Origin of the sequence: Aurantiacibacter suaedae (assembly GCF_005434915.1) — a bacterium.
Lineage (GTDB): Bacteria > Pseudomonadota > Alphaproteobacteria > Sphingomonadales > Sphingomonadaceae > Alteraurantiacibacter > Alteraurantiacibacter suaedae.
The window spans coordinates 211,261-225,162 of record NZ_SKCG01000004.1 but is presented as its reverse complement, the minus strand read 5'-3'; the positions used below and the strand labels follow the sequence as shown (position 1 = coordinate 225,162).

The window sequence follows — 13,902 nt, the reverse complement described above, 5'->3', positions numbered from 1 at the left end:
AGCGGCTCTCGTTGGCTGCACCGCAGGCAGGATGCACTCCTCTTCGCCTCCTGCCACCGAGGTGGCAGCGGTTCGCGCGATGACCTTCAATATCCGGTTGGCTACGGATGCGGATGGCGACAACGCCTGGCGCCATCGCAAGGAGCTGGTCGCGGCGCTGATCCAATATGAGGCGCCTGATGTCCTCGGCCTGCAGGAGGTCCTGCTCGAACAGAGGGATGACCTCGCGCTCGCCTTGCCCGACTATGCGATCGTTGGCGTCGCCCGTGATGATGGCAAACAGAAGGGCGAGTTCTCCCCGCTGGTCTATCACAAGGATCGTTTCGAGCTCTTACAATCGGGTACGTTCTGGTTGTCGCTCACTCCCGACGAGCCAAGCAAAGGCTGGGATGCGGCGTTCCCCCGCATCGCCACCTGGGCGGTCCTGCGCGACGGGCACAGCGGACAGAATATTCGCGCGTTGAACACGCATTTCGACCATGTCGGCCGCGAAGCGCGCGAACGCAGCGCAGCCCTTATCGCCGAGTGGGTTGCGACCGGGCCGGGGGCCAAACTGCCAACGATCGTCATGGGCGATTTCAATTCGGACCCGGAAAGCGAGCCCTATCGGCGGCTGGTCACGGACGCCGCCGCCGGAATGGTCGATACGCGCCGGGCGAGCCGGGCAACGCCCTACGGCCCGAGCGGCACGTTCACCGGCTTCGACATCATGCGAAACGCGCCGGCGCCGATCGACCATATCTTCGTGACTGACGATTGGGTGGTGGATAGCCACGCGGTCGTTACGCAGCACTGGGGCGGCCGGTTGCCCTCGGACCATTACCCGGTGTTGGCATCGCTGCGTCTTACGGGGCGTTCGGCTCTTCCAGCCAGCCTTCGGTAAAGCCGAGCCGCTCAAGGCCGCGCCGGATATGCGGGTTCTTCCGCATCGTGCGCCAAAGGAGCTCGCTACGGTGGTTCTCCAGCATGGCCAGGATTGGCCCCTGATCGATGCCGAGATGGTCGCGCGCGACCCAGCCCGATTGTGCATCGACCGTGCCTGAGGTGCTGCCTTCTTCGACAAATACATAGCTCGGGTTGAACGCGTCCTTGAACCCGTATTGCACGTAGAGCCGCTCGCCATAGTCGGCACGCATGGCCATCAGGGCCTGCAGCGTCGCCTCGGGCGCGAAGGGGATCGAGCCGCCGGCTGCGGTGGGGACAATGGTGCCATCGTCGACCACGCGTTCGGCGCTCACGCCCCGGGCGGAGTAAGACATGAAGGTTCGCTCGCGCCCGTTGACCTCGCGCCCGTTGGCGGCGGCCGTCGGCCCGTCGGAAGCGGTCCAGCCCCATAGCCGATCGGAATAGCCGACCCAGTCGTTGGGATTGTCTGCACCGTAGGCCCGTTGGCTCAGTGTGGCGCGGCGGCTGTTCTCGAAATAGTCGAGGCCCTTGCCGCGCATGAACTCGTCCTGGATACCGCGAAAGTCGATCCACACGTGGCTGTATTGATGGCCGAACAGCGGTTCGAACTGCAGATATTCGTAGCCGTAATAGCTGCCCCAGTCTTCCTCAAGCTGCGCGGCCCAGCCTTCGTCCCAAGCGGCCTTATCGACCGGATGGGTTGGCGATCCCGCCGCCAATACATAAACGAGCATGCCCTCGTTATAGCCGACCCAGTCGTGGGTGGTGTACTGCCCGTTTTCGCCGAGCTCGGGATACCAGCCCATGGTGATCGCCTGCGGCCCACCACCGTTTGCGGAGGGAGCATCGCTGTTGGCGCGCTGCGCGAATGTCCAGTCCACCCGCCGATAGATGCGTTCGGCGAGATCGCGGATCTCCGCCTCTACCGGATCATCGCCGTCGAAATAGCTCTGCGCGAACAGCACCCCGCCCAACATCAGGGCGGTATCGACGGTCGACAGTTCGGTATTGCCGAAGCGCGTTCCATCCTCGTTGGTCAGGAAATGGTAGAAGAAGCCCTTGTGGCCGGCCACGCCGCTGGCGGCGGGGCCTTGCGGTGCGTTCCAGTAGAATGCGAGGCAGTCGCGAACCCTGTCCGCCGCCTCCTGCCGAGAAACATAGCCACGGTCCGCCCCGATCCCGTAGGCGGTTAGAGCGAAGCCCGTTGCGGCGATCGAGGAGAAGGGGTTTTTGGGCCACCGATCGGGGGCGAGGCAGCGCTCGGTATCGGTGGTTTCCCAGAAGTACCGGAAGGTCCGGCGGCTGAGGTCTTCGGAAAAGGCTTCGACCTCGGCCCGGTCAAGAGCGGCGGGCTCCTCCACCGGGAGCGTGCGGGGTGAATCGGTGGCGGCCGCGCACGCAGCGAGCATCGCGCAGGCAGTAGACAGGGTCGCTGCCCGCATCACTATGCCCCGCCCCCACCGGGGGGAGGTGGGGGCGGGGACGCGGGGGGCGAGGGTGCCGCTGGTCAGAATTCGAACCCTGCCGAGATCTTCAGGGTGCGAGGGAAGCCGTCGGTCGCGAAATTGTTCAGGTCGCGCTCGCCGGTCACCGAGTTATAACCATTATAGTTGCGATCGTTCAGGACGTTGATGACGTCGGCGCGGACATAGACCCGCATATCTTCGGACAGGAACGGCAAGTTTATGTACTTGGTCGCCGACAGGTCGAGCTGGCGGAACCCCCACAGCCCCGGATTGCCTTCCGCTTCGGTTGCGACGATCCGGCGTGACAGCGGGTCGCCTTCATCCGACACGAAGGCCTGCAGGTAGGGCGGCGAGGAAAGCTGGAACTTGGCACCCATGCTGATATCGAACGGCAGGTCGGCTGTCGCCGCGATCACCAGCCGGTGCTTGCGCACGCCGGCGGAGCGGATAACCGGGTAGTCGTCGAACGAGGGGAAATCGAGCGAGAAGTATTCGCCGAACTTGCGGTTCTCTTCGGCCAGCGTGAAGGTGTAGGTCGCGTCGATCGACCAGGGCGAGGTCCGCGTATAGGTCTTGCCGACCTTGAGGTAGCTGGAATCCAGGAAGGTGTTGATCCCGTTGGTGCCGATCAGAATCGCACCATAGGGGCTCGGCGGGAAGCCGAACGGCGAGCCTGGATTGCCTTCCGGCGGGAAGAACGAGCCGTCTTCACGACGATTGCCGAGCAGATAACCGAAGCCGTCGCGGCTTTCGATATGGCGGTAGCCGACCTCGATATTGACGAGGTTGAAGCGGCTGCGGACGCCAAGGCTGAATTGATCGGAATAGGGCAGCTTCAGGTCGTTATCGATGAAGCGCAGTTCCCCGCCCGCTCCCGGAGGTGCACCATCGATCAACTGTTGGCGTCCGGCTTCGGTCAGGTAGACGGGATCGAAGGGTACGCAGGTCGGGCTAGCCGCGCACTCGCCGCGCGGATCACCGGCATTCTGGAAGCGGAAGGTCCGCCCGAAGGATGCGCCCTGCAACAGCTCCTGCTGCAGGAAATCGAACTGATTGCGATCGTAGGACCGGCCGTAGCCGCCGAACAGGGTGAACCGCCCATCTTCGTCGAGCAGGTACGAAAAGCCGATCCGCGGCTGGATCGCCCCGTAGAAAACCTTGCGTTCGCTGCCCGTCGAGATGAAGTCGTTGATGTCGTAATCGGCATTGACGAGGTTGGGATAATTGTCCGGCTGCACCGCCGCCACGCGGGCCGGATCATGCACGAAATTGAGGAAGTCGGGCGTCCGCTCGAGATCCCAGCGAACGCCGAGGTTGAGTGTGAGGCGATCGGTGACGTCCCAGTCGTCCTGTACGTAGATGCCGAACTGGAAGGTATCGGAACTGAGCGAAATGTCGCCGCCGGGAACAACAGAGCTGAAATTCACCTCATAGGGGATTTCATCGTTGAACGGGCCACTGTTGGGATTGCCGGGGGCAGCCGGATTGAAGGAGGTGTTGAACACATATTGCGGGTTGAAGCTGTTCTGCTGCGTGGAATTGAGCGTGACCCATTTCGCCTTGATGCCGGCCTTGATCGTATGCCCCTCGAACCCGATCCAGGTGAAGTCGTTCGAGATCTGGAAGCCTTCCTGCCCCTTGTCCTGGAAGTTGCGGCCACCGCCCGTTTCAAGAATGGCATCTTCGCGGATCGTGTCGCCTTCGGGGATCGTCGCGCGGAAAACCAGCCGCGGCTCGAACAGGAAAGGGCGCGGGTTCCAGGTGACGTCCTCGTAAGCGAACTTCAGGTCGTTGATAAAGTTGTCACCGCTATATTCCCAGCGCGCGAGACCGCGCCATTCCTTCACACTGGTGATGGTGCGGGTGGAGTAGGAACGCAGACCACTGCCGAAATCCTCGCCGTCCTCATCCCGGTATTTGAGCGAGACTTCGAACATGTTGCTGGCATCTGGGGTGAAGTTCAGTTTGCCGAAATAGAGGTTCTCGTTGAAGATCTCGTTCACACTGCCGAAGGCATCCTGATACTCCGCCGGGAAGTCTTCGGGCGACAGGTTCAGCCCCGGCGTAATATCGCGCGGCGAGACAATTTCCTTGCCTTCGTAGGTTGCGAAAAAGAACAGCTTGTCAGGGATGATCGGCCCACCAAGCGTTCCGCCGTATTGCAGATCCTTGGATTCGGTCTTTCCCGAGGGATTGTCGCCCATGAATTCGATCGGCCTTGCGGAACGCAAGTCCTGATTGGTGAAGTCGACGAAGGCGGAGCCGTGGAATTCGTTTGTGCCAGACTTGGTGATGGCAGTGATGGCGACCGAGCTGACCTGATCGAACTCTGCCTTGTAGTTCGAGCTGATAACCCGGTATTCGCCGATCGCTGCCTGCGGGAAAGGATTGCCCTGAGAGGAATCCTGCCCGGTTACGCCGCTGCGCAGGACATAGTCTTTCTGGCCCACGCCATCGATGAAGACGTTGACGCTGTTGCTGTTTTGCGCGCCGCCCTGCAGCCGCCGGTCGCCGCCGAAGCTTTCGACGAACTGCACACCCGGCGCGAGATCGGCGAAAGACAGGAAGTTGCGATTGGTCTGCGGGATTTGCTCGATGAGCCGTTCGGAAATATCGACCCCGACTTCACCGCCTTCAAGCGTGCGGATGCGCGCGCTGGTGACGAAGATCGTATCGCCATCGGCTGGAGCTGCCACGGTATCGTCGGCCGCGCTGGCGGGCGCTTGCGGCGCGAGTTCGGACACGTCGAAGTCCAGCGCGGCGTCCTGCGCCACCGAGAGCTCGAACTCGTCGCTGGTGCGCACGCCTTCAGGGGTCGTCACCTCCAGCTGATAGGTTCCAGGCGACAGCGATGCGAAATTGTAACGCCCATCGGCCGAGACCGGCACGGTGCGCCGCTGCCCGGTATCGGTTCTGATCGCCGTGATCTCGGTGGCGCCGCCGGTGATGCGGCCACGCAGCGATGCGCTCGATTCCTGCGCATGGGCCGCTGGCGCCATGCCAAGCACAAGCGCCCCGGCGGCAGTGCTGTAGGCCAGGGCTGCAGCTAACCGCCGCATCCGGAACGAACGAAAGGAACTGAAATGTGAAATCTTCGCGGTCATACTCACTCTCCCCAACCGCCCTCTGTCGCCGAGAGCTCCCAGATCCGCCCGCCGCAGGGGTCGAATCAAACCGATGGACGATCTTGTAACCGGTTTCATATTGTCTGTATAGACATTGAGAGACAACGGCGATTCTCTATCGAATCGCACCGCGAAGGGGTCGCCGGGAGGCGACGGACGGGAGAGACAATGAGATTGATGGCCAAACAGCTGCTGGCATTTGCTGCACTGCCGATCCTTGCGGGCTGCACGACCGTAGCGACGCAAGCGCCTCCGCCAGCCGGGCACGCCGCAACCGACATACCTGCGCACGTCGTGCCGGTGGAGCGGGCGCAACCCGCCTGGGCCGCGCCTGATCCGGAGATGGACCGGACGATCGACGAGCTGATGGCGCGCATGACGATCGAGGACAAGGTAGGCCAGTTGACCCTGCTGACAAGCGATTGGGAATCGACCGGCCCGACCATGCGCGACACCTATCGACAGGATATCCGCGCGGGCCGCGTCGGCGCGATATTCAATGCCTATACCGCCGGCTATACGCGCGAGCTGCAGCGGCTGGCGGTGGAGGAAACCCGGCTCGGCATCCCCCTCTTGTTCGGCTACGATGTCATTCACGGTCATCGCACGATCTTCCCGATCTCGCTTGGCGAAGCGGCAAGCTGGGATCTGGCGGCGATCGAGAAGGCTGCCCGCGTGTCGGCGCAGGAGGCTTCGGCGGAGGGGCTGCACTGGACGTTCTCGCCGATGGTCGACATCGCCCGTGATGCGCGCTGGGGCCGCGTCTCCGAAGGCGCCGGGGAAGATGTCTATCTCGGTGCGCAGATTGCCCGCGCGCGGGTGCGCGGGTATCAGGGCCACGATCTCGGCGCGACTGACACCATCCTCGCCACCGCCAAACATTTTGCCGCCTATGGCGCGGCGCAGGCGGGCCGCGACTACCACACGGTCGATATTTCCGAACGCACCCTGCGCGACGTCTACCTGCCGCCATTCAAGGCCGCGGTGGACGAAGGGGTCGCCAGCTTCATGACCGCCTTCAACGAATATGACGGCATTCCCGCCAGCGGCAGTCGCTACCTGCTGACCGATGTCTTGCGCGGCCAGTGGGGTTTCGATGGCTTCGTGGTCACCGATTATACGTCGATCAACGAGATGGTGCCGCACGGCTATTCCGCCGATCTCGCGCAGGCCGGCGAACAGGCGCTCGATGCCGGGGTCGACATGGACATGCAGGGCGCGGTCTTCATGGATCATCTGGCGCAATCGGTGTCGGACGGGACGATCGAGATGGCCGCTGTCGACCGGGCGGTGCGACGCATCCTGGAAATGAAATACCGCCTGGGCCTTTTCGCAGATCCCTATCGCTACGCCGACGAGGCGCGCGAGCAGGAGACGCTGTATCGACCGGACTTTCTGGAGGCGGCGCGCGACGTGGCGCGGCGCTCCATGGTCTTGCTCAAGAACGAAGACGATACGCTGCCGCTTGCTGCCAACACGGGTTTGGTCGCGCTGATCGGTCCGCTCGGCGACAGCAAGCCAGACATGATCGGCAGCTGGGCGGCGGCGGGTGATCGCGAGGCCCGCCCTGTCACCCTGCTCGAAGGAATGCGCGCCAATGCGCCGGAAGGCGTCAGGATCGAGCAGGTCGCTGGAGCGAGCTACCGCTTTGAGGATGAGGGCTCAACCGAGGGCTTCGCCGAGGCGTTGGCGCTGGCGCGCCGCTCGGACGTGATCGTCGCGGCGATGGGCGAACGGTGGGACATGACCGGCGAGGCGGCCAGCCGTACTTCGCTCGATCTGCCCGGGAACCAGCAAGCACTGCTCGAACAGCTGGTGGCGACGGGCAAGCCGGTCATCCTCGTCATGCTCAGTGGCCGCCCCAACTCGATCACCTGGGCCGACGAGAATGTCGCGGCGATCCTGCATGCCTGGTACCCGGGCACGATGGGTGGCCACGCGGTCGCCGATGTGTTGTTCGGGGCGTATAATCCCTCGGGCCGTTTGCCGATCACCTTCCCGCGAACCGTGGGGCAGGTGCCGATTCACTACGACATGAAGAACACCGGGCGCCCGATTGAGTTGGGCGAGCCGGGGGCGAAATACGTCTCGCGCTATCTCGATACCCCCAACGACCCGCTTTATCGTTTCGGATACGGGCTGAGCTACAGCAGCTTCGGCTACTCGCCCGTCACGCTGAGCGCACCGAGCATGGGGGCGGGCGGGTCGATCACCGCCAGCGCCACCATTACCAATACGGGCGACGTGGCAGGCGAGGAAGTCGTCCAGCTTTACGTGCGCGACCTTGTCGGATCGGTCACGCGGCCCGTGCAGGAGCTCAAGGGCTTCGAAAAGATCGCGCTGCAGCCGGGCGAAAGCCGGACCGTGCGCTTCACCTTGAAGCCTGAGGACCTCGCCTTCACCCGTGCCGATATGTCGCACGGCTGGGAGCCGGGGGAATTCCGGCTCTGGATCGCGCCTTCTTCTGGAGCCGAAGCCGCAACGCCGGTTACCTTCACGCTGACGGAGTGACCGGGATGGCTGGGCGCCTCGCAGCCGTCTGCCTGACTGTCGCGCTGACGCTTCCGGGCTGCGCGACAGTCTCCCAGCCTTCTGGCGCACGGCCCGCTGCCGCAGAGCGTGAGCGTCCGAATATCATCTTCATCATGTCGGACGATCATGCGCAGACGGCGATATCGGCCTACGGCACCGAGATCGGGCGGCTGGCACCCACTCCGAATATCGACCGCATCGCCGCCAACGGGGCGCTGTTCGAAAACAGCTACGTCACCAACTCGCTGTGCGGGCCGAGCCGCGCGACCATGCTGACCGGCCAGTTCAGCCACATGCACGGCTTCACGCAGAACGGACAGACTTTCGACAATACCTCGTGGAACTGGGTGCGCGAACTGGGGCGGGAGGGCTACAGGACTGCGCTGTTCGGAAAGTGGCACCTCAACTATTCGCCCGAGGGCGCGGGGATCGACGATTGGGCCGTGCTCGACGATCAGGGCAAGTACTACAACCCCGACATCATCACGCCGACCGGGCGCAGCGTGGTGGAGGGCTACGCCACCGACATCGTGACCGACCGGAGCATCGAGTGGCTGGAGGCCAATGCCGGATCGGGCCAGCCCTTCGCGCTGCTGATCCACCACAAGGCGCCGCACCGCAATTTCATGCCCGCGATCCGCCACGTGCAGAAATATCTCGGCAAGCAATTCCCCGTGCCGACCAACTACTTCGATCATTACGACGGTCGCCCTGCCGCCGCCGCGCAGGAGATGAACATCTACCGCGACATGTACGAGGGCCACGACCTCAAGATGACGGTGGAAGAAGGGGCGGACGAGCTGCGCTTCAATCCGTGGCCCGACGATTTTAGGCGGATGACGCCCGAGCAGCGCTCCGCCTATTTCGGCGCGCTGCAGGACAGCAACGACGCCATGAACGCGGCCCACATGACCGAGCGGCAATTGGCGGTCTGGAAGTACCAGCGCTACATGAGCGAATATCTCGGCACGGTCGCCGCAGTGGACGACAGCGTGGGCCGCGTGCTCAACTGGCTGGAGGCCACGGGCGAGGCGGACAACACCATCCTCGTCTACACCTCCGATCAGGGTTTCTATCTCGGTGAGCATGGCTGGTTCGACAAGCGCTTCATGTACGAAGAAAGCCTCCGCACGCCGTTCCTGATGCAGTATCCCGGCCATATCGCTGCGGGCAGCCGCGTCGAGGCACCGATCCAGAACGTCGATTACGCGCCGACCTTCCTCGACTACGCAGGCCTGCCCGTGCGTGAGACGATCCAAGGCCGCTCGCTGCGCGCGCTGTTCGAGGGCGGTGCACCCGCCGACTGGCGCAGGGACATCTACTACCACTACTACGAATATCCCGGCTTCCACTCGGTCCGCGCGCATTACGGCGTCAAATCCGGGCGCTACAAGCTGATGCGCTTCTACGGCGATATCGACGCATGGGAGTTCTATGACCTCGAAACCGATCCGGACGAGATGCTCAATCGGATCGACGATCCCCAGATGCAGGCCACGATTGCACGCCTGAAGGACACTCTGGTGGATCTGCGGCGCCAGTACCGCGACAGCGACGGCCCCGCAGTGACCGATCCGCTGACCGCAAGCGCCAAGGGCAAGCGCGATGCGCAGGCCGCCGCCGGGCTGGCAAGCCACGCGCACCACTAGCCGGGAATGCGCTGTCGGGTCGCACGCCCCGACACAGCTGACACACAGTCCAGGGAGCGAAAATCCCGCCCTCTCCGCGCAGGCATGATCGGGAGCGGATTTGCGCGGCAGGCCGTCGGTGTACCTTGCACATCCGGCACCCTGCAGGGCGGCGGATGGCGAGCGCCCGCTGTCAGACAGGCTTGCCGACCCGGACGAGCACCCCGGTCGGATCGCTCACCGCAAATTCGTACACGCCCCACGGCTTCACATGCGGCGTGCCGGGTTCGATGATCAGTTCGCGGACCCGGTTGGCGACTGCGTCGACATCCTCGGCATAAAGGTAAATGCCGAAGGGGTTGTCCTCCACCTTGCGTGGCCATCCGGGCGAATGGGTGAGGTGGAGATGCCAGCCATTCCCATCGTGGAGGATGCGGTAGTTTCCGTAATCGCTGGCGAGTTCGAAGCCCAACCGCCGGTAGAACGCCTCGCTCGCGTCGAGATTGCTGCTGGGCACGATGGCCACTGCATGATGTTGCACGCCTGTATCCTTTCGATCCTGTCAAGCAGGACATGCGCTGTTGGACCGGCGGATGCGAGCGCCAATCCGCCTGTTGCGTATCGTCCTGGACATCGGGCGCGATAAGTCCGGAAATCAATCTTCTGGCATCCGGCATGCTTGGCAGACCGCCTGGGCCCGGCCTAAGCATCCGGCATGGAGCTTGATCCGCCTGTCGATGCGCGTGCACTGAAAAGCCGCTCGGCCATCCTTGCCGCCTTCACGCGGCTTGCGTTCGAGAAGCGCTTGGAGGCCATCCGCATCGCCGACATTGTGGCCGAAGCCGGGGTCGGCCGGGCCACCTTCTACGATCACTACCAAGGCAAGGAGGCGGTGATGCTCGCCGCGCTGGAGCCCATGCTCGTGGCGCTGGGCAGCGTCGCTTCAGGCCGCGCGGCGCTATCCTATATCGAAGGAATGACCGCACATTGCTGGGAACGCCGCGTACTGTTCCGGGCGCTGCTCGATTCGTCTGCGGCCCGGGCGATCCAGCGCCAACTGGGCGAGATCATCCGGGCGCGGCTCGCCGCCATGGGCCTCGAAGGGTCTGCTTCAGCATTGCAGGCGACCGGCCTTGCTGCCGCGCAACTGGCTATGCTGCGAAGCTGGGTGGGCGGCGAGGCCCAATGCACCCCGGAGGATATGGCCGCCCGGCTGATCGAATGCGCGAGGATGCTGCCCGACACGCGGCCCTAGTCCACCGGTCGCAGGCTCATCGCAAAGCCGCCGCCCGCCTGCATCTGCACCGTGATCGACCCGCTGGAGGTATAGCCGGGCTCTTCCGGGGCGGCGGGCGACTTCAGCTTCTCGCGCACCATCGCGAAACGATTGCCGTCGATTCCACCGTTTTCGCCATCGCGCCAGATCTCCGCGACGTAGCTCTTGTTTGGGTCGAGAAAGTCGAGCTGGATCGTCACCGTGCGGGCCTCGCCATCGGTCACGCCGCCGATCCACCAGTCATCCCCGCCGCGCCGCTGGCGTGCGACGACCGCATATTGGCCGACCTCGCCTGCGAGCACCTTCGTGCGCTCCCAGTCGACCGGCACCTGCTCGATGAAGGCCAGCGCGTCGGGAGCAGCGCGATAGTTCTCCGGCAAATCCGCCGCCATCTGCAGCGGTGAATAGATCACGACATAGTCGGCGAGCTGGCGGGCGAGGGTATTCGGGATCAGCTCGCCGCCGCGACCTTCAAGGCTAACGATCCCCGGCGTCAGGTCGAAGGGGCCCGAAAGCATCCGCGTGAACAGGAGCGTTGGCTCATGGCCGGGCGGATTGCGTGGCTCGCCCCAGGCCATGTATTCGGTGCCACGCGCGCCTTCGCGGGTCATCAGATTGGGCCAGGTGCGCCTCAGGCCGGTATCCTTGATCGGTTCGTGCGCGTTGATCGCGATGCCGTGCGCCGCGGCGCGCTCGGCTACCAGGGCGTGATGACGGGCCATGTACTGGCCGTCGTGATATTCCCACTGTTCGGTGCCATCCGGATCCTCGCGCAGCACCATGCCCGCATCGGCCACATAGCCGGTCTTGATCGCCTGGACGCCGTGTCGCTGATAATAATCGAGGGCTGTTTCGAGTTGGCGCTCGTACAATCCCGCATTTCCGGCGGTTTCGTGATGACCCATGATCGTGATCCCGCGTTCGGCGGCGTAAGCGGCGACGCGATCCATGTCGAAATCGGGATAGGCGGTCGCGAACTCGAAGTTGCGCCCGCTCTCGCTCCACCAGCCTTCGTTCCAGCCCTCGACCAGGACCGAACCGAAGCCGTGCTCTGCGGCGAAGTCGATATAGTCGATTGCGTGCTCGGTGGTCGCGCCGTGGCGCGGCCCAGCATTCCAGGTCCAGCGGTCGAGATGCATCGCCCACCAGATGCCGACATATTTGTGCGGCTTCGCATAGGCGACCTCGCCCAGTCGGTTGGGCTCGTTCAGATTCAGGATGATATTCGCAGCAGAGTAAAGCCCCGGCGCGTCCGGCGCGATAAGGATCACGCGCCAAGGCGTAGTGAAGGGCGCGTCGCGGCGCACTTTGCCCTCTTGCGCGGAAGGCGCCAACCGGGTCCGGAAGCGTTGCCCGTCGATCCGCTGCAGCCAGAAGGCCGAATAGTCTGTCAGCGCGGCTTCATGGAGCGCGATATGCAGGCCATCCTCGCGCCGAAACGTCATCGGACTATGCGCGGTGCCAACCTCGTGAGCCGAGGTTCGCGAATAGAGATATTCGTAGCGGTTCCATTCACCGCCGGGAATCCACCAGGCATCAGCCTTTCCTGCGATGGTGAACTCGGTCAGCTCCTCGTCGATGATAACCTCATCGAGCTGCGGCTGAGCGGGGAATTCGTAGCGGAACCCGACCCCATCGTCGAAAACGCGGACCGCGAGCGTGATGGTGCGGTTGGTTCTCACCTGTTCGGTCATCGGCACCAGCATCGCGTTGTGGCGATCGGTAACGAGGCGATTCTCGCCCCAAGGCTGTTCCCAGGTTTCATCGTGGCTGGAGCGGGTTGCTTCGCCTAGCGTCACACCGCGCTGCCACTTGCCTGCTCCGCGCAGCATGAAGCCCAGCTGCGAGGGAGCGATGACCTCCTCCTCACCACGCAGCACGCGATAGACGGGAATGGAATCTTCCGTCCTTAGTTCGAAGCACAGCGTGCCGTCGGGAGAGCACTGGCGATGCGTTACTTCGTCCTGTGCTGCCGCGCCCGAAGCGAGGCCAACCGCAGCCAGCGCGCCGAGCAACCATCCATGAACGCGCGCCATCATCGGGTGGGTCCGGTCATTTTCTGCTCTCCCATGTCGATTTCCGGAACCTGCGCGATAGCAGCGCCTCATGCAACCGGTTACATTGCTCTGGTCGCTGCTTGGCAGGTTTAGCCCACGCTTTCTATCGATTTGAGGTCTCATACACGTCCGACCATGCGCTTCGTTGCGGTAAAGAGCCCGGAACAGCAAAGCCTGATGACGCTGCAAGCGACTGCGGCTGATGTTGGCCGCCTTTGCCACATGGCTTGGGCCCATCTTCGGACTCGAAGAGGCACCATTTGCTTTTTCGTCACGCGTGCGGTTGTAGACCCCACACACAGCATTGCTGTCCTGGTGGGCCAGCGCTCGTTCGATTGCGTCAGGGTGAAACTCACCGCTCTCATCCAACAATGTAGACGCGGTTGTGCGGAACCCTTGGGCAGTCATCACTCCGGCATAGCCCAGCCGCTTATGTGCGCCCATTACGGTCCTCCCAGAAAGCGGCTTCTTCAGATTGAAACTCGGGAATAGCCGCCAGTGCCTGGCGATCCATGTGCAGCGCAAGCTCAGGAGTGATGACGTGCTGGCCGCACTATCCGAACTGTTCCAGCGGCACGGTCCGCCTGATCACATCCGCAGTGATAATGATGCCGGGTTCACCGCCAATTCCCTACGCGACTGGCTAGGTCGGATCGGCGTGAAGAGGCTCTACATCGAGCCGGGATCGCCATGGGAGAATGGTGACAATTACAGCTTCACCGGCAAGCTCCCGGACGAGCTACTCAATGCGGAGATCTTCTATACGCTGACGGAAGCAGGCCTCGTGATCGAGCGCCGGCGCATCCCCTACAACACCATTCGACAGCACTCATCACGCGGATACCAGCCGCCGGCGCAATAACGAATGGCAAGTTGCAACGCGCGACGCCATAGCGCTCCCCTACTTCGCCA

8 protein-coding genes and 1 pseudogene are annotated in these 13,902 nt (G+C 63.4%); 5 read left to right on the top strand and 4 right to left on the bottom strand.

Going from position 1 to position 13,902, the window contains the following annotated elements:
• Positions 1 to 79: 79 nt before the first annotated feature.
• Complete coding sequence (locus E0473_RS14995) at positions 80 to 883, top strand: endonuclease/exonuclease/phosphatase family protein (RefSeq protein ID WP_161981631.1); 804 nt, start codon at positions 80 to 82, stop codon at positions 881 to 883.
• Here the strand turns inward: E0473_RS14995 and E0473_RS14990 are convergent.
• Positions 846 to 2,348 (bottom strand): glucoamylase family protein, encoded by a 1,503-nt coding sequence (locus E0473_RS14990; protein WP_137681726.1) that lies wholly within the window; start codon positions 2,346 to 2,348, stop codon positions 846 to 848. The genes E0473_RS14995 and E0473_RS14990 overlap by 38 nt on opposite strands.
• A 65-nt stretch (positions 2,349 to 2,413) precedes the next feature.
• Positions 2,414 to 5,476, bottom strand: coding sequence for a TonB-dependent receptor (locus E0473_RS14985; RefSeq protein ID WP_137681725.1), 3,063 nt, complete (start codon positions 5,474 to 5,476; stop codon positions 2,414 to 2,416).
• Positions 5,477 to 5,674: 198 nt separating this feature from the next.
• Here E0473_RS14985 and bglX point away from each other — a divergent pair, with 198 nt between their 5' ends.
• The gene (gene bglX / locus E0473_RS14980; protein WP_137681724.1) at positions 5,675 to 8,008 is read left to right on the top strand and encodes a beta-glucosidase BglX; all 2,334 of its coding nucleotides are present in this window, start codon (positions 5,675 to 5,677) and stop codon (positions 8,006 to 8,008) included.
• Between the two features lie 5 nt (positions 8,009 to 8,013).
• Complete coding sequence (locus E0473_RS14975) at positions 8,014 to 9,678, top strand: sulfatase family protein (protein WP_241657547.1); 1,665 nt, start codon at positions 8,014 to 8,016, stop codon at positions 9,676 to 9,678.
• A 172-nt stretch (positions 9,679 to 9,850) separates the two neighbouring features.
• On the opposite strand, the gene E0473_RS14970 is transcribed toward E0473_RS14975, so the two are convergent.
• Positions 9,851 to 10,198 carry a VOC family protein gene (locus E0473_RS14970; RefSeq protein WP_137681723.1) on the bottom strand — a complete coding sequence of 116 codons (348 nt, stop codon included), beginning with the start codon at positions 10,196 to 10,198 and terminating at the stop codon, positions 9,851 to 9,853.
• Positions 10,199 to 10,372: 174 nt separating this feature from the next.
• Between E0473_RS14970 and E0473_RS14965 the strand changes: the two genes are divergently transcribed.
• Positions 10,373 to 10,912, top strand: coding sequence for a TetR/AcrR family transcriptional regulator (locus E0473_RS14965; protein ID WP_137681722.1), 540 nt, complete (start codon positions 10,373 to 10,375; stop codon positions 10,910 to 10,912).
• Here E0473_RS14965 and E0473_RS14960 read toward each other — a convergent pair.
• Complete coding sequence (locus E0473_RS14960) at positions 10,909 to 12,972, bottom strand: glycoside hydrolase family 97 protein (RefSeq protein WP_137681721.1); 2,064 nt, start codon at positions 12,970 to 12,972, stop codon at positions 10,909 to 10,911. The two genes, E0473_RS14965 and E0473_RS14960, sit on opposite strands and share 4 nt — an antisense overlap.
• A 508-nt stretch (positions 12,973 to 13,480) precedes the next feature.
• Here E0473_RS14960 and E0473_RS14955 point away from each other — a divergent pair.
• Positions 13,481 to 13,846: pseudogene (locus E0473_RS14955) on the top strand (integrase core domain-containing protein); the annotation flags it as partial.
• Positions 13,847 to 13,902: the final 56 nt, after the last annotated feature.